The sequence below is a fragment of the Oceanobacillus jordanicus genome, from assembly GCF_022095695.1.
Lineage (GTDB): Bacteria > Bacillota > Bacilli > Bacillales > Amphibacillaceae > Oceanobacillus_B > Oceanobacillus_B jordanicus.
Genome location: NZ_JAIFZM010000002.1, coordinates 226743 through 249337 on the forward strand (window position 1 = coordinate 226743; position 22595 = coordinate 249337).

The 22595-nt window shown below is 39.0% G+C and carries 21 protein-coding genes; 17 read left to right on the plus strand and 4 right to left on the minus strand.

Translation table 11 applies throughout. From position 1 onward, the window contains the following. Window positions 1–32 precede the first annotated feature (32 nt). The 3 genes from K3T81_RS03160 (at window position 33) to K3T81_RS03170 (ending at window position 3407) form a co-directional block, all read left to right on the plus strand. Window positions 33–1331, plus strand: coding sequence for an ABC transporter substrate-binding protein (locus K3T81_RS03160; protein WP_420830772.1), 1299 nt, complete (start codon window positions 33–35; stop codon window positions 1329–1331). 316 nt (window positions 1332–1647) lie between these two features. Next, a complete protein-coding gene (locus K3T81_RS03165; RefSeq protein WP_036576003.1) occupies window positions 1648–2586 on the plus strand; it encodes a carbohydrate ABC transporter permease in 939 nt (312 codons plus the stop codon). 68 nt (window positions 2587–2654) lie between these two features. Further along, a complete protein-coding gene (locus K3T81_RS03170) occupies window positions 2655–3407 on the plus strand; it encodes a carbohydrate ABC transporter permease (RefSeq protein WP_379553672.1) in 753 nt (250 codons plus the stop codon). 214 nt (window positions 3408–3621) lie between these two features. Here the strand turns inward: K3T81_RS03170 and K3T81_RS03175 are convergent, their stop codons facing one another. Both K3T81_RS03175 and K3T81_RS03180 read right to left on the minus strand, forming a co-directional pair. Further along, a complete protein-coding gene (locus K3T81_RS03175) occupies window positions 3622–4815 on the minus strand; it encodes an AGE family epimerase/isomerase (RefSeq protein ID WP_238018185.1) in 1194 nt (397 codons plus the stop codon). Window positions 4816–4873: 58 nt separating this feature from the next. Beyond that, window positions 4874–5347 carry a hypothetical protein gene (locus K3T81_RS03180; protein WP_238018187.1) on the minus strand — a complete coding sequence of 158 codons (474 nt, stop codon included), beginning with the start codon at window positions 5345–5347 and terminating at the stop codon, window positions 4874–4876. Between the two features lie 144 nt (window positions 5348–5491). On the opposite strand from K3T81_RS03180, the gene K3T81_RS03185 reads away from it, so the two are divergent. Together K3T81_RS03185 and K3T81_RS03190 are read left to right on the plus strand one after the other, a co-directional pair. Then, entirely contained in the window at window positions 5492–6871 is a 1380-nt protein-coding gene (locus K3T81_RS03185; RefSeq protein WP_238018188.1) for a processed acidic surface protein, read from the plus strand. Window positions 6872–6884: 13 nt separating this feature from the next. Next, entirely contained in the window at window positions 6885–7466 is a 582-nt protein-coding gene (locus K3T81_RS03190; RefSeq protein ID WP_238018400.1) for a class D sortase, read from the plus strand. 177 nt (window positions 7467–7643) lie between these two features. Here the strand turns inward: K3T81_RS03190 and K3T81_RS03195 are convergent, their stop codons facing one another. Beyond that, entirely contained in the window at window positions 7644–8579 is a 936-nt protein-coding gene (locus K3T81_RS03195; RefSeq protein WP_238018189.1) for a type II toxin-antitoxin system SpoIISA family toxin, read from the minus strand. Window positions 8580–8847: 268 nt separating this feature from the next. Here K3T81_RS03195 and K3T81_RS03200 point away from each other — a divergent pair, with 268 nt between their 5' ends. Both K3T81_RS03200 and K3T81_RS03205 read left to right on the plus strand, forming a co-directional pair. Beyond that, the gene (locus K3T81_RS03200) at window positions 8848–9786 is read left to right on the plus strand and encodes a nuclease-related domain-containing protein (protein WP_238018190.1); all 939 of its coding nucleotides are present in this window, start codon (window positions 8848–8850) and stop codon (window positions 9784–9786) included. Between the two features lie 28 nt (window positions 9787–9814). Further along, window positions 9815–10339, plus strand: a complete 525-nt coding sequence (locus tag K3T81_RS03205; RefSeq protein ID WP_238018191.1) for a hypothetical protein — start codon at window positions 9815–9817, stop codon at window positions 10337–10339. On the opposite strand, the gene K3T81_RS03210 is transcribed toward K3T81_RS03205, so the two are convergent. Then, window positions 10323–11408, minus strand: a complete 1086-nt coding sequence (locus K3T81_RS03210) for a C40 family peptidase (protein ID WP_058949412.1) — start codon at window positions 11406–11408, stop codon at window positions 10323–10325. The genes K3T81_RS03205 and K3T81_RS03210 overlap by 17 nt on opposite strands. Window positions 11409–11758: 350 nt before the next feature. On the opposite strand from K3T81_RS03210, the gene K3T81_RS03215 reads away from it, so the two are divergent. The 10 genes from K3T81_RS03215 to K3T81_RS03260 all read left to right on the plus strand — a co-directional run bounded on the left by K3T81_RS03215 (window position 11759) and on the right by K3T81_RS03260 (window position 22583). After that, the gene (locus K3T81_RS03215) at window positions 11759–12523 is read left to right on the plus strand and encodes a YveK family protein (RefSeq protein ID WP_238018192.1); all 765 of its coding nucleotides are present in this window, start codon (window positions 11759–11761) and stop codon (window positions 12521–12523) included. Then, window positions 12498–13199 carry a CpsD/CapB family tyrosine-protein kinase gene (locus K3T81_RS03220; RefSeq protein WP_161464280.1) on the plus strand — a complete coding sequence of 234 codons (702 nt, stop codon included), beginning with the start codon at window positions 12498–12500 and terminating at the stop codon, window positions 13197–13199. Before K3T81_RS03215 ends, K3T81_RS03220 begins: the two co-directional genes overlap by 26 nt. Before the next feature lie 263 nt (window positions 13200–13462). After that, on the plus strand, window positions 13463–14227 hold the full coding sequence (locus K3T81_RS03225; RefSeq protein WP_238018193.1) for a tyrosine-protein phosphatase: 765 nt from the start codon (window positions 13463–13465) through the stop codon (window positions 14225–14227). Between the two features lie 244 nt (window positions 14228–14471). Beyond that, a complete protein-coding gene (locus K3T81_RS03230) occupies window positions 14472–15137 on the plus strand; it encodes a response regulator transcription factor (protein ID WP_238018194.1) in 666 nt (221 codons plus the stop codon). Between the two features lie 162 nt (window positions 15138–15299). Continuing rightward, window positions 15300–15950 (plus strand): helix-turn-helix transcriptional regulator, encoded by a 651-nt coding sequence (locus K3T81_RS03235; RefSeq protein WP_238018195.1) that lies wholly within the window; start codon window positions 15300–15302, stop codon window positions 15948–15950. Continuing rightward, window positions 15947–17770 carry a nucleoside-diphosphate sugar epimerase/dehydratase gene (locus K3T81_RS03240; protein ID WP_238018197.1) on the plus strand — a complete coding sequence of 608 codons (1824 nt, stop codon included), beginning with the start codon at window positions 15947–15949 and terminating at the stop codon, window positions 17768–17770. The genes K3T81_RS03235 and K3T81_RS03240 overlap by 4 nt, the downstream gene beginning before the upstream one ends. 38 nt (window positions 17771–17808) lie before the next feature. After that, window positions 17809–18846, plus strand: a complete 1038-nt coding sequence (locus tag K3T81_RS03245; RefSeq protein WP_238018199.1) for a Gfo/Idh/MocA family protein — start codon at window positions 17809–17811, stop codon at window positions 18844–18846. Then, window positions 18833–20176 (plus strand): nucleotide sugar dehydrogenase, encoded by a 1344-nt coding sequence (locus K3T81_RS03250; protein WP_238018200.1) that lies wholly within the window; start codon window positions 18833–18835, stop codon window positions 20174–20176. The genes K3T81_RS03245 and K3T81_RS03250 overlap by 14 nt, the downstream gene beginning before the upstream one ends. Before the next feature lie 16 nt (window positions 20177–20192). Next, entirely contained in the window at window positions 20193–21500 is a 1308-nt protein-coding gene (locus K3T81_RS03255) for an oligosaccharide flippase family protein (RefSeq protein WP_338044592.1), read from the plus strand. A gap of 3 nt (window positions 21501–21503) precedes the next feature. Continuing rightward, entirely contained in the window at window positions 21504–22583 is a 1080-nt protein-coding gene (locus tag K3T81_RS03260) for a glycosyltransferase (RefSeq protein ID WP_238018204.1), read from the plus strand. Window positions 22584–22595 lie beyond the last annotated feature (12 nt).

Here is a 22595-nt window from a genome sequence, read left to right on the forward strand (position 1 = left end):
AAAGCGGTAACAAAAATAAAGGGGGAATCCATGTGAAGAAATTATTTTACTTACTTTTTGTAGCACTTGTACTTTTACTAGCTGCCTGTAATTCAGATTCAGATACATCAGGCGAAGCAGAAGGCGGCGATTCATCAGGAGATGACGGCGGGGAGAGTGCTGGTAAAGTCGAAATCTTTAGCTGGTGGACAGGGGCAGGAGAAGAAGATGGTTTATTAGCATTAATTGATTTGTTTGAAGAAAAACATCCAGATATTGAAGTAGAAAATGCAGCAGTTGCTGGCGGAGCAGGTACGAACGCGAAAGCTGTTCTAGCCACACGGATGCAAGGGAATGATCCACCATCTACATTCCAAGTACATGGCGGGGAAGAATTGAATAAAAGCTGGGTGGCTGCCGATAAGATGGAGCCATTAAATGATTTGTATGAAGAAAACGAATGGATGGATAAATTCCCAGAAGAACTGATTGACCTTGTAAGCCAAGATGACAATATTTATTCCGTACCGGTAAACATCCACCGCGGTAACGTATTTTTCTATAATATGGCCGTATTCGAAGAGCATGGAATCGAGGTTCCAACAAACTTTGATGAATTCTTTGAAGCAGCAGATGCCCTGCAAGAAGCTGGCGTCGTACCAGTTGCTTTAGGGGATAAAGAATCTTGGACAGCAACGCAAGTCTTTGAAAACATCTTATTAGGTGTTCTTGGACCAGATGATTATAAAAAACTATTCGCAGGAGAAATTGGCTTTGATGACGATCGTGTCGTAGAAGCAGCTGAAATCTTCGGCAAAATGCTCGATTATGTGAACGAAGATCATGCATCTCGTAACTGGCAGGATTCCGCCCAGCTTGTAGCCAATGGCGAAGCGGCTATGATCAATATGGGTGACTGGGCAAAAGGTTACTTTGCGAATGATTTAGATCTTAAAACAAACGAAGACTTCGGGTACTTCCCATTCCCGGCTACAGATGATAGCTTTACCATCATCACCGATACCTTTGGTTTACCAAAAGGTGTAGAAAACACAGACGAAGTAAAAGAATTTTTAACAGTACTTGGCTCAGTGGAAGGGCAGGATGCATTCAACCCATTAAAAGGATCCATTCCAGCGCGCGTTGATGCAGACCCATCCAAATATGATGAATACGGCACAGACGCTATGGAAGACTTCAAAAATTCCAGACTTGTACCAAGCTTAGCTCACGGTTCTGCAGCATCAGAAGGATTCCTGACAAAAGCAAATCAAGCAGTCAACATCTTCGTAACCCAACGTGATGTCGACAACCTCATTCAAGCTTTAACAAATGCAGCAGGTGAGATGTAAGATTTGATGTGTGGGGTGTGAGGTGACGCGGGTTTCACGCAAAGTGGCGCGAGATTCATGCAACGCGACGCAAAGTGAAACCAGAGCGACGCAAGTTGAAACCAAATCGGAGCAAAGTGAAACCAGAGTGACGCAAAGTGAAACCAAAGCGGCGCAAAGTGAAACCAAAGCGGCGCAAAGTGAAACCACCGCCCCACATCACATCAGCTCAACGCACCAATCTTAAAAGAAATTTAATCAACACCAAACTATAATGCAGAGGCTGCCTCAGGAAAGCAGGCGGCCTCTTGCTGTTTAATCGCAAGGAGGGATTTCTATGGCGAAGGAACTGCAAGTGCGAACAAAAAAACGCTTATCCAAGGATCATTGGACAGCCATTGCATTTCTAATCCCGTCATTTCTATTAATTCTCGTATTCGTTTATGGTTTTATCGGTTGGACGGGATATGTATCATTAAGCAATTATAATTCACTCGTTCCGGATTTTTCATTCGCAGGATTAAAAAACTACATCTATTTGTTCCAAGATTTCCGTTTTCAGGCAGATCTGCGGAACACCTTATTTTTCACCATTTTATTTATCGGCCTCGTAATTGTACTTGGTATGGGGATTGCGGTCCTTATCGACCAAAAACTCAAAGGGGAATCGATCTTCCGAAATATTTTTCTCTTCCCGATGGCCTTATCCTTTGTCGTAACAGGGGTTGTATGGCAATGGCTGCTTAACCCATCAACAGGTTTCAACCAATTTTTAAGTGTGTTTGGAATCCAACCCAAATGGTATACAGACACAAACATTCTTGCCGGGTTCGAGTGGGGCAGCATTGAATTTGGATTACCTGTTGCCATCATCGCTGTTGTCATTGCAGCAGTCTGGCAAATGACTGGATTCTCTCTGGCGATGTACCTTGCCGGCTTACGGGGGATTCCAGATGAACTGCGAGAAGCGGCCCGCATGGACGGTGCAAGCGAATTTCAGGTGTATCGAAAAGTGGTGCTGCCGATGCTGATGCCAATTACCGTGAGTGTGGTTATCATCATGGCACATATCTCCTTGAAAATCTTTGACCTGATTTACGCCATGACCGGCTCTGGAGCTAACTTCGTAACAGATGTTCCAGGTGTCTACATGTTTGAAACAACCTTCCGTGGAAACTATTACGCCAACGGGGCAGCAATTGCGATTATCATGCTTCTATTGGTGGCAGTATTCATTGTTCCGTATCTGTGGAGCAATCGAAAGGGGGAGCAATAATGGCTACATTTAACATTGGAAAACTATTTAAATACCTCATCCTTTCCGTGCTGGCTATCATATTTTTAATGCCGATTTACGTCATTATTGTCACGAGCCTGAAGCCACTAAGTGAAGTATCGTTAGAAAGCATGTGGGCGTTACCGACCGCGATCGATTTCAGTTCGTACGCGGAGGCATTTCAACAATTAGCACCTAACTTTATGAACAGTATCTATCTGGTCATTCCCGCGACCCTAATCTCAGCACTGCTTGGAGCAATGAATGGGTATGTCCTATCTAAGTGGAGATTTCGGGGTGCCAATACCATTTTCACCTTTATCTTATTCGGGATGTTTATCCCCTATCAAAGTATTCTTATTCCATTAATTCAGTTTCTGAGAACAGTAGATTTGTATAATACAATCCCTGGGCTGATATTGGTACATGTTGTCTATGGTCTGCCAATTACAACGTTGATGTTCCGTAATTTTTACGCTAACATTCCGGATACAATGATCGAAGCAGCCAAAATAGATGGCGCTAGCTTTCTAGGCATCTTCCGCCATATCATTGTCCCGTTATCGATTACTGGCTTTGTCGTTGTGGCAATCTGGCAGTTTACAAACATCTGGAATGAATTCCTATTCGCCGTCACCATCACGACATCCGACCAACAGCCGATCATGGTAGCATTGCAAAACTTATCAGGTAGCCAAATTGTGCAATGGAACGTCCAAATGGCCGGCGCACTACTCGCAGCCCTCCCAACATTACTCGTTTATATTTTCCTTGGAAAATATTTTGTAAGAGGATTGCTTGCAGGTTCTGTTAAAGGGTAATAGTAAAAACCTTTCTGCTTTCGGGCAGGAAGGTTTTTTGTTGTGAGCATTCAGTGGGGCTTGAGTTTGGCACCAAAGTGAAACCGCAGCACCTAAAAGTGAAACCACATCGGTTGAGAGTGAAACCAAAGCGCGCCATTGTGAAACCAGAACACCCTAAAGTGAAACCACACACAAAAAAAGCGCACCACCCAAGGTGATGCACCACTCCTTATCAAACCACATCCATTGCTTGTAATGTTTCATAATAATTCGCAATCGGATGGTAATCGGCTTTTGCTTTTTCACTTTTTATTGGGCTCTGGCGCAAGTTGTCACGGAACAACATGTTAAACCAGCCACCGCCATGCTTCTCATCAATGAAAATCTCTGAACAATAATCTAGCATAGCTTCATAGCGTTGCCAGTATGCGGGATTTCCCAACTTCTCCGCTAATAGGGCGGAGGAGCCGAACGTTTCGGCCTGGACCCAATAATACTTATCGGTATCCATCATAATTTTGTCAGAGGATATGGAATAGATGATGCCACCATATTCCGTATCGGCACCTTTTTGATAGCCTTCTTGATAGAGGTGAACAGCTCTGTCTAGCATCCACGGTTCACTAATATGTCGGTCCAGCATTAGTAACAGCTTGCTCCACTCAATGGAATGCCCTGGCACAAAACCATGTGGGCGGAACTCCTGCTTGCTTTCTTCTGTTTCGACAAACGTCCAGTCTGGCTGCCAATCAGGTGTGTAGTGCTCCCAAATGAGCCCCTTCGTCTGTGCAGCAAGGCGTCCAGTAACAGCGTCGGCAATTTCATATGCTCGCTCCAAGTATTTCCTATCAGAGGTTGCTTCATAGGCCGCTATCATTGCTTCGCACATATGCATATTGGCATTTTGGCCGCGATATCCTGCCGTTTTTGACCAGTCAGCAGTCAGTTCGTCTGCATATAAATGATACGGCGCTTCCCAGAAATGCTCCTCTAGAACCTCGTAAACAGATTCCACTACATCAACCGCCCACTCGATGCCTGCCTCATAGGCCTTGGATGCCGCAAGTAATACAAAAGCATGGCCATAGGCATACTTTTTATCCTCGGTAACTTCCTGACCATCCAATGTCCAGAAATATCCACCATTCATCTTATCTTGGTGATATTCTTGTAAAAAGCGCAGGCCATGTTCAGCAGCTTCTTTGCAAAACTCGCCACGGCCAAGAATGGCGCCAATGCTAAAGTTATAAATAAAGCGGGAAGTCCCAACTAAGTGCTTCGTCGTGTCAGAACTAAGTTCGCCATTATCATAAAAACTATGATGATACCCGCCATTCTCTTCATCTATGCAGGTCGGATAATAAAATGCTAACGTGCTGTCGATTTGCTGCAGCAACCAATCTTTATTGTATGTTTCCGGTCCCAAAAAATCATCTCCTAAATCGGAATGTATGTAATAGGACTATTCCCGGCTACTTCCAAATTTAAAACGACTGCTCCGTTTTCTTCTTCATTGTTCTCAAGATAAAAATGACAAAGAATAGAGAAATGAGAAAGAGCGTGATGATTGCAAGAGATAGAAGTGGTTGGAGCAAATTGCCGATTGGCAGTGATGTTACAGGCAGCAAAGCAAAACTCAACACTAAAATAACCATAAATAGAGCAGCATGCGTAACCAAGAACGGCTTGATAACCGATTTGTTTTTAAAGGAACGAAAATACATAATACTTAACATGACGACAAATACTCCAAGAAAGATAAATTCGAGGTTTACTGTCCAGGCTCCCATTTGTGAAATGGATTCCCACTCCGATTCTGTAATCGATCTATTTCCAATCATTGCTCCTTTGGAAAGACGAGCGTTATCTAAAGCTACATAGCCAAGATAGAGAAGAAGCATCATCATTGTATAAACAATATAATAAATCCGTTCAGCTTTTGAATTAAATAGTTTCATAGGCGGCAACCTCCTTACTTCTATCCTAACATTTTACCATTCTAATCTTTACAAAAATTTATAAAAAAATAGATTGCCAGAATACCCGTTCAAGGCTATAATCATTTCATAAAGATTTGCAATTTAAGGAAATGAGGAGAAGAAATGGAAAAAAGGGCAATTGCTTTATTAGCTTTTGTACTACTCGTTTTTACTGTAATGCCAGTCTTTGCAAGTGCAGCGCAGAGCACAGGATTTGAAAAGGATTTTGCCAAATACTTGGAAAGGGTCAGCAAAGAGCGCGGCTTTACAGTAACAGAGGCAGATATCGAGTATTCCCTCTCATTATATGAAGATACATTAGACAACTTTGAAACAGTGGAAGACTTAGAAGCTTTTTTAGGCGAAGTTATTCAAAAAGATGGCCGGAACTTACGTTATCTTTATGAAGACTACGAAATAAGCAAAGAGGAACTGGGAGCATTATTAGCTGAAAACGGCGAAACATTGGATGACTATGTATTCGTCGATGATCTTTATCAAGCAGTTGATTTTTATCTAGAAGCAAGGATTGTACGTGATCCAGATTTTGATAAAAATCTAGAGATCCGTTTAAAAGAAGTTAGTAAAGTAAGAGGATTTACGGTCACCCGCGAGGATGTGGTAGCATCACTAGCTAGATATGAAGAAACATTGGACAACTTTAAAACAATAGATCGCCTTTTTGACTTTCTAGGTGAAGTTATTAAGAAAGATTTAAGCAATCTTGATTACTTTACTGACGTATATGATGTGAACAAAGATGAATTACTTGCGCTTATGAAGGAGAACGGACTTGATATTAATGACTATATTTTTATCGATGATCTTGACCAGGATATAAATGGTTTCTTTGAGGACATGTACCTTATCGATGAATTAAGCGTATTGATGGAAGAGTATGGGTTGACCATGGAAGAAATTGACCGATTGGAAGCACATTTCCTTTCCATCTTTGAAACAATGGATGACGAAACGCTAGAGCAGATTTTTAATTTGGCTGATCGCATGATGGCATTCGAAGACTTTGACACAGCAACAGAATTAACACCAAAAGAGGCAGCCGAATTACTGTCCATTTACAAAGAATTCATTTCCATTTTCCAGTTGAAAGTAGAATTCAGCCTAATTCAAGATGGCACAGAAAAACCATTATCCTTAACTGCCTTGTTCAATATGACAGAGCTTGTGAACGCAGACTTGAAAATCTCACTATATAACTTACAGGGCGAATTCCTGGCAGACTTGATCATAACGGGAGAGATGGTTGACTCGGAAAGCCTACATGACACAGGACAAGCACTTTCAAACGGAACTGAAAAACCAACACCAGCACCAGTCAAGAAGACCGTTTCATCTGACACAACAGTTCCAGCTACTGTAAAAGGCGGAGAGCTGCCAAAAACAGCTTCCAACTATGGCATGGGGGCGCTTGCTGGATTGTTGATCATCAGTGGAGGAATATTCTTATTCCGTAAAACAAGGGCAACAAGCCTTGAAAAGTAAAAAACAACGGTTCATGCTAACCAGTGCCATCCTGCTTGTAGCGGGTGGTCTCTGGTTAACAGCAACCAATGGATGGACCTTTTTAAAAGGATATAATCTTGGTGGAGGAACCGAGCAGGTGGAAGTCTCTGCAGAAAGCAACAAGGCTGTCGAGGAAAAAAAGGTAGTAGAATCAAAAATGCTTTATCCAGAGCGCCCGGAAATCGGTGACGAAATGGGCGAGCTCTCCATACCGAAGCTCAAGGCAGTTTTGCCCATCTTCCACGGAACAGATGAAGATGAATTAGCCAAGGGTGTTGGTCATTTCGCAGATAGCGTACTTCCAGGCGAGAAAGACAACTCCGTTCTTTCCGGACACCGCGATACCGTTTTTCGTAAGCTTGGAGAAGTAGGCGTTGGCGACGAATTAATCGTCACAACCGAAGCAGGTGAGTTCACGTACAAGGTGCGCAAAGTGCGAATTGTCGATGCAGATGATCGCACCGTCATTGTGCCCAAACCACGAGCCACCCTAACTGTCAGCACATGCTATCCGTTCGACTTTATTGGATCGGCACCAGAGCGTTATATTTTAGAAGCATATTTGGTGAGGTAAAGAACCTGGAGAAATCCGGGTTTTTTTAATTGGAGTTTATTTTCAGTGTCTCCTGTCCTGCCAAGGATGCAAAATCATAACTTTAGTCTAAAGGGGTTCAAGATATTGGGGGGAGATGGGAATCCAATATGCAATGTCGGTTAATATATGAAAAAAGAGCGCATAAGCACTCCAGAATTAAAACCTGAACTTTTCTTGATGTTCTTTTTTTAAAGTGGATACAATTCTTCTGTTCTTTTCTCTCATCCTTGTAGAGTGGCTACTTTCCGTAATCTGCGGAATCGTAGCGGTTGCACGTTTAGTCGGCTTGTCAATGACTTTCTTATTACCAGTAAATCCTGATACATTCTCAGACATTACTTCTACACTATCGTTAAGATATTCACTAACTGCTAAACTAAAAGTGATTATTAGCGTATTAATAACCAATCCATCTATTTTCGAGATTTTATTTCCTTCGTTGACAGTTTGAACTTGTACCACATAGAATCTCTTCAATATATGATATGGGTATAAACCTAAATGGTCTTTCTCTAAAAGAATACTATGTTGTTGACTTAGAAACCTTTCAGCCCTTTTCTTGTTCCTTCCTAACCCTTCGAGAATACTTTCCTTTTCTTCTTCCGTTTCATAAGGAAGAAGGTCAATGACTAAATTCTCTCTTTGAGCATACTTATTCAAGATTTCTCCTAAGTGAAATATATACTCATCCTTATCTAAAGTATTTATCGGAAAATCAAAAGCGGTTAAGATATCGGGTATATGCCCTGTTTTTCTATTGTTTTCTTCCAATTCTTCCTGCGTAACTCCAACCTGGACTTTTACACTCTCTAATTGGTGGCCACCTAGCGTACTTACATAAAGGTTTAAGAATACTAAAGAATCAACGATAACAAATATAAAAAGCACTATTAGGTAGTTATTCCAATTTGAAAATAACAGACTTGGGTTGTCACTTATAAACACCAAGCTACCAAAAACAAAAATCACATACCATGTCTTTCTTATTGCAGATGTATAGTTTTCCAAACCTCTGTTTAACCAAGCAATTACCGTATAAATTAATAGTAAGGCGAACACCAACCACATTCCAATGAGTGCGAAAGTCTCCAACCTATCTCCTCCTCGTTTATATCTATAGATACAATAGAAGCTTTTCAACGATCAAATTGCTTATAACTGTATTTTTATTATAACAGAATTGCTTCTCGATAAAAGGGAGTAAAAATTAATTATCATACCCCTAAATCGCAGAGAAATTTAATTTCTGTTGAAAAGAAAAAACCAGTTTGGGGGTGCTTTTCTTTGTAAAAATACGATTTTATACATTTCTCACGTTTTCGAATAGAAGGTAAGATAGCAAGTAAAAAAGGAGAACGAAATGATTATTAAAAAAAGAAACAAAACAGAGCTAGACCAATATGAAGCTCTACTATCAAGGATGAGACCTGACCACCCAAAATTCAGAGAGGTGGAAAGCGACTATGTACGTCGCAAGAAAGGCTATATTGGCGAGAAGCAAGTGGATTATTATTTGGAAGAGCTCGTATACGAAATGACAATCTTACAAGATCTCAACCTATCCGTTGAGGGAAAGAATATGCAGCTTGATAATCTACTTATCTCTCAGCACGCCGCGTATATTGTGGAAGTTAAAAACTTTACAGGATCTATTACATTCGACACGGAGTTGCAGCAATTCACTCGAGATGACAGCACACAGGAGAGAGGATTTCGCCACCCCATCCTGCAGGCCGAACTACAGAAGCAACGACTGCAAGCATGGTTGCAGGAAATGAATCTACCTCCGATTCCAATCTATTACTTTATCGCCATTAGTGACCCTAGCACCATCATCAAGGTAGAGGGAAATAAAGAAGAGATAGCCAAAGTCGTGGCCCACGCTGCTCATATACCGAATAAAATCAAGCAACACGAGGCCCGAGGTAGCAAACAGCAGCCGATCCAGCATCAAAAGCTTGGCCACTATCTTATGCAGGCAGCCAGGAAGAGAGAATATAAACTGATGAGAAACTATGAGATAAGGCCGGAGGATATACTGCCAGGTGTGCGCTGTCCAGGGTGTGGATACTTAGGGATGCGCAGGCTGTATGGCAAATGGCTGTGCCCGAAATGTAAAATGATAAGCAAAGAGGCGCATAAGCGTGCTATTTATGACTACTTGTTCCTCATCCAACCAACCATCAGCAATAGAGAATGTAGAAGACACCTTAATATTTCCTCTAAAAATATAGCCACTAAACTACTAAAAAAAGAATTAGTATATGATAAAACAAAAAGAAGTTGGAAAAAACGCTGAATAAGAGTTCCTAATATAGTGGGGAGTATTGGTATCTTGTGTGGTGGCGCTTCCTAGAGACGCACCAATCAAGGAGAGAGGCGCAGCACCGTCAAGAAGAGACGCACCGGCCAAGAAAAGAGGAGCAACCTCTTCAGGAAGAGGCGCACCAACCAAGGAAAGAGACGCAGCATCATCAAGAAGAGACGCACCAACCAAGAGAAGAGACGCAGCATCATCAAGAAGAGACGCACCAACCAAGGAAAGATACGCAGCATCCCCGAGAAGAGACACACCGGTTAAGGAAAGAGGCGCAGCACCATCAGGAAGAGACGCACCAATCAAGAAAAGAGACGCAACCTCATCAGGAAGAGGCGCACCACTCCTGAGAAGAGACGCACCGATCAAGGAAAGAGACGCATCACCATCAAGAAGAGACGCACCAATCAAGGAAAGAGACGCAGCATCATCAAGAAGAGACGCAGCACCATCACCACCAACCCCAACCAAAAAAAGAACTCCAGCCGCGCTGGAGTTCCCATTAACCAAAATCTATATTAGTAAAAACGTTTGAATCCTTCAAAGTGCTTCTTCCAATAGGAGTTGCTCAAGCTTGTTTTGGTAACTCCTGTGGACGAGCCTGCATGAATGAATTCGTTATTTCCGGCATAAATTCCCATGTGGGAGATGCCTGCACGGTAGGTACCTGAGAAGAATACTAGGTCGCCTACTTGTGGTTTGCTTACATAGAATGAGCGGTTATAGTAGCCGTCTGTTGAGAGGCGGCTGATGTTCATGCCTGCTTTTTTGTATGCATAATAGATGAATCCGCTGCAGTCGAAGCCGCTTGTAGTTGATCCGCCCCATACATATGGTACGCCGAATTGGCTTTTCGCTGTTGAGATAAGCTTGCTTACATTGTAGCTTACGTCAGCTGTTGGCTTTTCACTAGCTGAGCTATTGCTAGAGCCAGAGCTAGATGAACTGCTTGCCCCAATGTTTAGCTTCTGTCCGATTAAGATTAAATCAGATTTCAAGTTGTTCCATTTTTTCAAGTTAGCTACAGTAGTGCCGTTTTGTGAAGCGATACGTGATAGAGAATCGCCTGATTTAACAGTATAAACTTTGGCTGAACCTGTTGACGGAGAGTTGCTCCCGCCTGAACTAGAACTAGAACCAGAAGAACTTGATCCACTAGAACTTGAGCTAGATCCTCCATTTTTGCTAACAACGAATTTGTTGCCAGGGAAGATGAGCGTTGAATTCAACCCATTCCAATCCATTAAGTTCTTCAATGAAATGTTGTGTTTCGAGGCGATGCCACTTAATGTGTCGCCGCTTTTCACGGTGTATGTAGATTTAGTTGAAGTAGATGTATTAGTAGAATTTGAATTGCTAGAATTAGAATTAGATGATTGCTTTTTCGATGTTTCCAAAACTTGGTTCGGGAAGATGATATCTCCTGAAAGTTTGTTGATTGATTTCAAATCTGAAACACTCGTGTTGTATTTCTGTGCGATGGTCCAAAGCGAGTCGCCACTCTTTACTTTATAAGATGCTGCGTCTGCTTCTTCTGCACCGACGATGGCTGATGCTATAGCTGCACCGGCAGTAACCGACATGATCATTTTCTTATTGGCCAAAGTCGTTTCCCCCTGCATAATTTGTGTTTTCTTTCCAATATCTACTAGAAAGTACTTTTATTATATCTTTTCCGACAATAGATTGATAGACAACAAACCGCTTTGTAATATAACTGTAATATAAACGTGCAAAACCATCGTCCTAGGGAAATTTACCCCTTTCGACAAATTGCGGCCACATCAATGTCCCTACAACAGAAGACTACCGACACACTACTTGTCCCCTTCTAGAAATGTTAAAAAATATAAAAAAGTCATTTTAAAACCTACCATCTATGATATAATTTCATATTGTAATGTCGAAATACGGAAGAAAACTACTAAGATTATAAGAAGATGGGGGTACCAGCATGGAAGAAACTATTTCCCTGAAGGAGATATTCGGGGTTATTAAAAAGCGCTTGCTCATGATACTCGCTTTTGTTTTAGGCGCAGCGTTGATCGCAGCAGCAGTAAGTTACTTTGTCCTGACACCGACATATGAATCAAGTTCACAATTCATCGTTAACCAAGGACAGCAGGATCCGGAAGTACAATACAACGTCAATGATATTCGAGCCAATGTTGAAATTATAAATACATACAATGTTATTATTAAAAGTCCTGCCATTTTAGATAAGGTCGTAGAGGAATTAAACCTTCCTTATAGTTCTTCAGCACTTGGGGAAAAGCTTCAAGTCTCCAATGCAGAAAACTCACAGGTTGTTTCTGTTACTGCAACGGATGAAAGTCCAGAAATGGCTGTAGATATTGCCAATACGACGGTTTCAACCTTTCAAGAAAATCTCGCGGAATTTATGAATGTCGATAATGTGAAAGTTCTGTCTGAAGCAGAATTAAGTGAAAACCCTTCTCCAGTAGCACCAAATCCAATGCTCAACATTGCGATTGCATTTGTACTTGGAGGAATGGTTGGTGTAGGGCTAGCCTTCTTACTAGAATACTTGGATAACACTGTTACTACAGAAGATGATCTTGAGAAGAAACACGGTCTACCCGTTCTAGGTGTGATCGCTCATATCGATACAGATGACCTGCACGGGGATCAGTTCTCCTTTCAGGTAAAATCTAAGCAAAGGGGTGGCTTTGATGGCGCGCAGAAAAAATCAAGCTAAGCAAACAAATAAAATGCGGCATCTAATTGCCAAGCTGAACCCGAAGTCGCCGATTTCCGAGCAATATCGTACCATTCGTACGAATTTACAATTTGCTTCAGTGGATGAGACGCTAGGATCCATGCTGGTCACCTCCTCGGGCCCAGGAGAAGGAAAATCCATGACAACGGCCAACTTAGCTGTCGTGTATGCACAGCAAGGAAAGAAAGTGCTGTTAATAGATGCTGACCTAAGAAAACCAACGGTCCATTATACATTCCGTCTTGATAACTTACGTGGTTTAAGTAATATACTTGTTGGGGAAAATACATTAGAAGAAGCCGTTAATCGGACAGACGTCGACAATCTTGATGTCATTTCCTGTGGGCCGATCCCACCGAATCCATCCGAATTGCTTGCCTCAAGAAAAATGGAACAATTCTTAATTGATGCAAGGCAGTCTTATGACATGGTGATCTTTGATACACCACCAGTGCTTGCCGTAACAGATGCTCAAATTTTGGCAAACATCGTGGATGGCGCCTTATTAGTTGTCCGCAGTAAGCATACCGAAGATGAAGCAGTAGAAAAAGCGAAAGAAGCACTTGAGCCAGCAAGGGCGAAATTACTTGGTGCTGTACTTAATGACCGAGAAAAGAAAGAATCTAATTATCATTACTACTATGGTACCAACTAAATGAATGGATACTCCCTGCAGCCAGAGTAGCAGGGAGTTTTTTACTGTTTTAGTAATGTTTCTACATACTCTTTCAACCCTTTGCTACAATGCAAGCAAGATAATAGTCCTGAAAATGTTAGTTCATTTTATTAGAATGTAAACATTGTTTAACAAACGAATTAATTGTTTAAGACTGACATAATCTGCTATAATGTGCAGTAATATTTGAACAATTCCAATAACTAATACAACCAAAGAATAAAAATTAGGAAGTGATTCTAATGATCGATATTCACAGTCATATATTACCTGGTGTCGATGACGGGGCACAGACTGAAACAGACAGCATCGAAATGGCGAAAGCTGCTGTGGAACAGGGTATCCATACTATCATTGCAACACCACATCACCGAAATGGAAAATACGAAAATGACCGCGACACGATCATGCACAATGTAGATATTTTAAGTGAGTTGTTTGTCAGGCAGGATATTCCACTAACTGTGTTGCCGGGGCAGGAAGTGCGCATTAATGGCGACATGATTGAGGAAATCCAAAACAAGAAAATACTTTCGCTTAATGATACGAAGTATATGTTTGTAGAATTTCCTTCAAGCAGTGTGCCGCGCTATGCAGCGCAAATGCTGTTTGACATACAGGTAGCTGGCTATACACCGATTATCGTCCATCCAGAACGAAACGCAGAGTTAATTCAAGATCCAAGTAAGCTGTATGAATTTGTGCGCAAAGGTTCCTTAACCCAGGTGACAGCAGCAAGTGTTATCGGTAAATTCGGGAAAAACATTCAGAAGTTCTCTCACCAATTGATTGAGTCGAACCTCACGCATTTTGTGGCTACGGACGCACATAATACAACAACACGTGGCTTTTGCTTGCAGGAGGCTATGCACACAATAAAGCAGGAGTATGGTAGCGAATATTTTTATATGTTTTTAGAAAACAGTCAATTGCTGGTAGATAATAGTAATGTTAATAAAGTGGAGCCATTCAAGGTTAAAAAGAAAAAGTTTCTTGGACTGTTTTAATGGGCATCTTAATAAAGGGTGGGAGTACAAATAACGTACTCTCTTTTTTAACACGTTAGGATAGCATGAAATTTTAGCTGGAAACAATTACGGCGTGTATAAGAAAAATGTACACATTACTAAAAGACGTGCGAATGTTACAGATACGAAATAAGAGGTTATTTTTCACGGCATGGCAAGGGGATACTGGGAAATTAAGAATACAACTTTAAGAACAATCAACGTAGTAAAAGGGGCAGTAAAAATGATAAACGTTATGCTAGTAGAGGATCAGCGCTTGTTTAGTGAAGGGGTAGAAGCGCTGATCTCCAACACAGCAGATATACAAGTTGTTGGCATTGCATCTAATGGCAAGGAAGCAATAGATACATTTAAGAAATACCTACCAGATGTGGTCTTAATGGATATACATATGCCTGAACTGGATGGAATTAAAGCAACCATTAAGATTAAAGAAAATCACCCTGATATAAAGGTTATTTTACTTACGACTTATGCAGATGAGGACTTGATTGTCACAGGTATCAATGCAGGTGCAGATGGTTTTCTATTAAAAAGTCTTCGTGCCACCAGTCTAATTCGCTGTATTCGTGAAGTCTATGAAAATGAAATTGTCTTATCTGGTCCAGCTGCTCGTATCTTAGCAGAAAAAATCCGTGCCCAAACGTATAGCAAAAAGCAAATTCTGGACCGGAAACTGCAAAACCGAAACATTATCCTGTCTAAAAGAGAGCTTGATATAACGTATTTACTTATGCAAAACAACACAAACAAGCAAATTGCCGAAAATCTATTTCTAAGTGAAGGTACTATTAAAAATTATATTAGTGAACTCTATCATAAATTTGGAATACCCAATCGCAAAAAGCTCGTCCAATACCTACAAAAAGTATTAAATAGGAAAAACTAGGAACAAATCAGGTGCTTGATATGACTTTTATTTCCAAAAGTCACTACAATTATGACCGGGTCTTTAGTATCATGAATTTTGTAGCTTACTTTCCTTGATTAGGAAAATTCAGGGGTCGTTTTTTTTACATACGAAATATCAGCTGAGAATGAAGGGACAGTTATGTTCTATGTAGGTTTTTATCAACCAAGAGATAGTGTGAAAGAGATAGTAACACAAATGGAAGAGCAACACGACATTCCGGTCATGATTGGATCAATTAACGTACTTGTTAGATGTTGTAGTCTAATCTTTCTCGATCTTCAAAAGCTCACCCCAAAAGATAGCATTACCCTCACAAGAGAATTAACTGAAAAAAATGTAAAAGTGGTCGGATTAATTTCAGGGGAGGATGAACCTCGTCATTTGTTACGCCTCGTACGAGAGGGAGTTATAAGTTTAATAGATGATCATTCTTTATCTTCATTAGTTAAAGCGGTCTATGTGGCACAAAAGGACCATAGTATTCTACCATCAATCTTGTTACAATTTCTTAGAGAGAATATTGTCGAACTGCGTCAGTTGGATAAAGAGTCATTTGCACATAAACTTTTAAAATCTTGCATTAACCTCACGCCTAAAGAAATTGAAATTGCCTACCTACTAGGTAAAGACTTAAAAAACCGTGATATAGCCTATCTACTTGATACGAAAGAAAGCACTGTAAAAGTACATATTAGTCACATTTACACAAAAACAGGAAAAAAACGCCGAAGAGATCTTTTTCAATACTTCAAAGAGTTAAAACACAAAGAGAAAGGGGCACGTTCATGAGCTATCGTACGCGCTTAGGTCTACTTATTTTACTGGATTCTATTATTGTCAGTACCGCAATTTTTATTGCTTCTTGGGTTGTATATCCATTTACTTCTGTTATTAACATGGATGCCATCATTATTAGCGCAGTAGCTCTTTTATTATTCCATCATTTATTTGCTTCTATTTACAAGCTCTATAACAAAGTTTGGTCCTATGCCAGTGTCGGAGAGTTGGTCGCAATTGTACAGGCTGTCACATTTTCCGTACTAGCATCAGGTCTCATCATGTACTTATTTAATGATTATGCCCTATATAGAAGAGCATTGGTTGTCACCTGGATGTTACATATTATCTTAATTGGTGGATCACGCTTCATGTGGCGTATTTTCCGAGACCGGTACATAAAACAGGACAAAAACAAGAAACGCACACTCATCGTTGGTGCAGGATCAGCGGGCGCGATGATTGCCCGCCAGTTAAGAAACGAACAACAAAACACAGAATTATGGCCAGTTGGTTTCGTTGATGACGATATACATAAACAAAAGATGCAGCTATTCAATTTACCAGTTGCAGGGGGAGTAAAGGATATTCCTGAGGTGGTAGAAGAACTTAATATTGAGCATATTGTCATTGCTATCCCTTCCTTACAAAATGGGGAGTTAGAAAAGATCGTCGCCTCTGCTAACAAAACAACAGCCAAGGTACAGATGATCCCCAAAATCGAGGATCTGATGACGGGTCGTGTGTCCGTTAGCAACTTAAAAAACGTTGAGGTTGAGGATTTACTTGGTCGCGAACCAGTAAAACTTGATATTAATGCAATCTCAGAATACGTAACTGGCCGTACGGTAATGGTAACTGGAGCTGGTGGCTCGATTGGATCAGAGATCTGTCGTCAGATTATGAAGTTTACACCGAATAAAATAGTCCTTCTCGGACACGGGGAATTTAGCATTTATACAATTGATATGGAATTAAAGCAGCAATACGGAGAAAAGGAAATAGAAATCGTACCGGTTATTGCCGATGTCCAGGACAAAGAGCGCATTTTTGAGGTCGTAAACACACATAAACCAACAATTATCTACCATGCAGCTGCACATAAGCATGTTCCACTTATGGAATATAACCCGCATGAAGCTGTAAAAAACAATATTATCGGCACGAAAAACGTAGCCGAAGCAGCAGATACATTTGGTGTCCAAACATTTGTCATGGTATCAACGGATAAAGCAGTAAATCCAACAAATGTGATGGGAGCAACGAAGCGTGTAGCGGAAATGGTTGTCCAGCATATGGCACAGCAAAGTAAAACAAAATTTGTCGCTGTACGTTTTGGTAATGTACTGGGAAGCCGTGGAAGTGTTATTCCTCTGTTCAAGAAACAAATTGAAAAAGGTGGCCCGGTAACTGTGACGGATCCGGAAATGACAAGATATTTTATGACGATTCCAGAAGCGTCAAGACTTGTTATTCAAGCAGGTACACTTGCTAAAGGTGGAGAAATCTTTGTCCTAGATATGGGGGAGCCTGTGAAAATTGTAGATCTAGCGCGAAACCTTATTAAACTATCAGGCTATACCGAAGAAGAAATCCCAATACAATTTTCGGGTATTAGACCAGGTGAGAAGATGTATGAAGAGTTACTTGGCGAAGAAGAAATTCTTCCTGGGGAAGTTTATGAGAAGATTTACGTTGGCCGGACGGTTGAGGTGGACAATGAGATGGTGCTTAATTTGATTGAGCAGTTTGATCGTTATAATACTGTGGACCTTAAAGAAGTTTTGATGAAAATTATTTATACAGAAAGAAAAATGCTGACTGCAAAATAACCATAATATTAATCTTACTATAGAAGGAAGTTGTTAAAATGAATTTTGCTATTATTGGGTGTGGCTTCATAGCCAAAAAACATGCGAAAGCAATACAGGAAGTTGAAAACGCCAATCTAGTAGCTGTAAGTGACAAGTTATCTTCAGCAATGCAACCATATGTTGAGGAATATGGTGCTGAGGCATATGAAAGTTTAGATGAAATGTTACTTAGAGAAGATATAGATGTAGTATCTGTGTGTACACCGACAGGATTACATGCACCATTAGCTATCAAAGTAGCTAATTCAAAAAAACATGTCATTTTAGAAAAGCCAATTGCAATGACTTTAGAAGAAACAGATGAAATTATTGAAGCATGTAATAGAAATGAAGTAAAACTGTCAATTGTCCACCCGAATCGCTTCAGACCAGTAGTAAAAGAGTTACGTAAAATACTTGATCAGAATCTGTTAGGTAAAATTAGCCATGCGAATGCAACTGTAAATTGGAATAGAAATCAAGAGTATTATGATCAGGCACAATGGCGAGGAACTAAAGAATTCGATGGCGGTGTGTTAATGAACCAAGCAATCCATAATCTTGATTTACTGTTATGGTTTATGGGTGAACCTGAACAAATATTCAGTATGGAAGCAACAAGATTACGTAAAATTGAAGCCGAAGATGTTTCCACAGGAGTTATTAAATTTAAATCAGGTGCTTTAGGATTAGTAGAAGCTTCCACGACATCTTATGGACAAAATTTCGAAGAGTCCATTACACTTTTTGGAGAAAAAGGTACTGTAAAGATTGGTGGGAAAAATGCTATATACTTCGAACATCTAGAAATTGAGGGTGTGGAAGATGATGAGATCATTAAGATCAAAGAAAAAATAAAGGAAGATCCGTTTGGTATTCCAGGGCATCAATGTATTATTGATGATATGTTAAAAGCGATTGAGGAAGATAGACAACCAGCTGTTTCTGGGGAAGAGGGAAGGAAATCGTTAGAGTTAGTACTTTCATTTTATGAATCTGCTAAAAGTAATCAACCAATCCAATTAACAAAGGAGAAAGAATATGTTAACAACTAAAGAAAAAGGCAATCAACTTGCAGAGAAACTAATAGAAAAACTAAATAATAAAACTGCTGTAATAGGTGTGGTAGGGCTAGGTTATGTGGGTTTACCTTTAGCAGTTGAAAAGGCGAAAGCTGGTTATAATGTAATTGGATTTGATGTGCAGGAATCAAAAGTTGATGAAGTGAACCAAGGAATTAATTACATTGGAGATGTAGTTGATGAGGAATTAAAGGAACTAGTTGCAGACAAAAAATTAAAAGCTACTACTGATTATTCCTTTATTAAAGAAGTAGACGCGGTTGCAATATGTGTACCAACACCATTAGATATATATAAACAACCCAATACAAATTATGTTGAAAGTTCTGCACACGAGATCTCTGATCATATTCATGAAGGAATGCTAGTAGTACTTGAGAGTACAACTTATCCAGGAACTACAGAAGAACTGCTAAAGCCTATTTTAGAACAAAGTGGATTAAACTGTGGTGAGGACTTTTTCTTAGCTTATTCACCAGAGCGTGTTGATCCAGGTAACAAACAATTTAAGACAAAGAATACTCCAAAAGTTGTCGGTGGTGTAACTGAAAATTGTACAGAAGTAGCAGCGACAATGTACGAAAATGTATTGGAAAGTGATATTCACCAGGTATCAAGTCCATCTGTTGCTGAGATGGAAAAAATCTTAGAAAATACTTTCCGAAATATTAATATTGGTCTTGCCAATGAAATGGCTGTTCTATGTAATAAAATGGGTATCGATGTATGGGAAGTCATTGATGCAGCGGCAACAAAACCTTATGGGTTTATGCCGTTTTATCCTGGTCCTGGATTAGGTGGGCATTGTATTCCAATTGATCCATGGTATTTGACATGGAAAGCACGTGAATATAATTATCACACTAAGTTAATCGAAACAGCAGGTGAAATAAACAATGAAATGCCTAATTATGTGATTCAAAGAATTATGGAGATCCTAAATAAAGAAGAAAAAGCATTGAATGGTTCAAATATTTTAGTGCTTGGAGTAGCTTATAAGAAAGACATTGATGATTATCGTGAATCACCAGTTCTTCCTATTCTAGAGAAGTTAGATGGGGCTGGTGCGGTATGGTCAGTAGTGGATCCGTATGTAAAGAATTTTAAATATAAAAATGATTTCCAATCACCAATAGAAAGTGTTACAGCTGAAATGTTAGAAAGCGCAGATTTAGTCTTAATTGCTACTGACCATAGTGATTTCAATTATGAAACAATAGTTACCCATTCGAAAGTTGTTTACGATACTAGGAATACTATAAATAAAGAAATTAAGGGCAATGGAAATATCCATTCTCTATGATGGTAAGTAGATAATAATGATAAGTCTACTCAATACTTTAAAGAAAACACTAAGTAACCCTTCAAATAAGAATATATTTACTATGTTAATTGGAACGAGTGCTGCACAAGTTATCCCAGTTGTAGCCTCGTTAATTTTAACTAGAATATATACTCCAGAAGAATATGGGTTATTAGCTATTTTCATTTCGTTAGTAACAATTATGGGGACAATTGTAACTTTAAGATACGAATTAGCAATTTTAGTACCTATAAAAGAACAGGATGCAGTTAACATAACAATACTATCAATAGTAAGCTCTCTCATTATTTCTCTTTTGATTTTTAGTATATTATTAGGTTTTAAAAATGAAATTTTAGACGCACTTAATATAAAGAGTTTAGGGAATTGGCTATTTTTAGTACCAATCGCGACGCTTTTTATGGGAATTTACAATTCATTGAACTATTTGGCAACCAGAGTTGGTTTATTTAAGGTCATTTCAAAAACAAGGATCTATCAAGCGCTTTATAGCTCTATAGCTCAAATTTTATTGGGATTAATGCATATGGGCGTAGGCGGTCTGATAATTGGCGCTACATTATCGAATATAATTGGAAATTTGAAGATCTTTGGCAAATTATTAGATTCAAAAAAAGATGAAATTAAAAGATTTAGACCGAGGGATGCCTATTCTCTAGCAAAGAGGTATTCTGACTATCCAAAATACAGTGTACCCTCAACTATATTTAATAATGTCTCTTTACACTCGATGAGCTTTATTATTCCAACTTTCTTCTCGGCATCACTTTTGGGGCAATATTCACTTAGTCAAAGAATAATTATATTACCAATGAAAGTGATAAGTAATTCTATAAGTCAGGTATTTCTAAATGAAGCTTCAATGGAACTAAAAAAAAGTAACACAACTAAAAATTCATTTATATCAACATTTAAAAAGTTAGTTTGTATATCACTACCGTTATATACTATATTATTTTTCGTAGTAAAAGACTTAATTATACTAGCCTTTGGGGAAACTTGGGAACCTGCTGGAGAGATATCTCAAATGTTAATAATTTTATTGTTTTTTAGATTTATTGTGACTCCTTTAAGTAACGTGTTAAATTTATACGAGAAACAGAAAATAGTACTGATTTGGCAAGTCTCTCTAGTGATTTTAACAATAATTTCAGCTATGATATCGATTATATATGCATTAAACTTTAAAACCTTCTTAGCAATCTATGTATGCACATTGAGTATAGACTATGTGATAATGTTCATTATTTGTCTATACTTTAGCGGGAGACAGAAACATAACTTTATTGAAGGGAGTTACTAAGGAATGAAAAAGATGATTATGTTTGTAACATATGATTTTTCTGATCTATCAAGCGGTTCAAAAGTCCGCCCAAAAAAGATGTATGAAGCATTTAAAAAAATTGGATACGATGTTTATTTAATTTCAGGAAACAAAATAGAGAAAGAACAATCCTTTGAACGGCTAAAAAAGGAAGAAACAATGAATTTTGATTTTTGCTATGTTGAACCTAGTTCATATCCAATGCAACCATTAATAGATTATAAGATTATAAAGCATATAAAAAATAAAAATATACCAATCGGTATATTTTACAGGGATGCATACTGGAAGTTTTATAATAACTTAGTAAATAGTTATAAAAATGTTGAACTTAAGTTTAGATATCAATACGATTTACTTTTTTTTAAAAAGATGAGCAGTATAATGTTTTTTCCTAGTGATGAAATGGCTAATCATTTTTCATTTAAGCAACCAAAAGTATCTTTGCCACCGGCAGCAGATAAAACAATAATACCTAATAAAAAACAAGAAAATAAAAGGAAGATTCCTACAGCAATCTATGTTGGTGGTTTGAGCAAGAGATATGGGACTGAATTGCTTTTACAGTCATTTGAGAGGGTAAATAAAATAGAATTAAAATCAAAGCTTCTTTTAGTGTGCAGAAAAGAGGACCTCGAAAAAAATTTGAACTTATTCTCGTATTATAAAAATAAAAATTGGCTGGAAATAAAGCATGTTAGTGGCGTGTTATTAGAAAAGGAATATGATAAGGCAGACTTTGGAGTTATTCCTTTATTAAAGGACAGTTACAATGACTTTGCTGTTCCCGTGAAACTTTTTGAGTATTTATCCTTTGGGTTACCAATACTATCTACGGACTGTAAAGTTTTGGAAAGTTATATAGTAAATAATAAACTAGGAATTGTGGGTAATAGTACACTGCAATCTTTTTCTGAGGGTATAAGGAAAATGATTGAAGACTATGTAGACTTTATAGGAAATGTTAAATCCTTTGTTAATGAATATGGAAGGTGGGAACATAGAGCTGAAAAAGTTGAATCAATTTTATTGAAAAACCCCCTCACCTATATAAACAATTAAATAAAAGGCCTT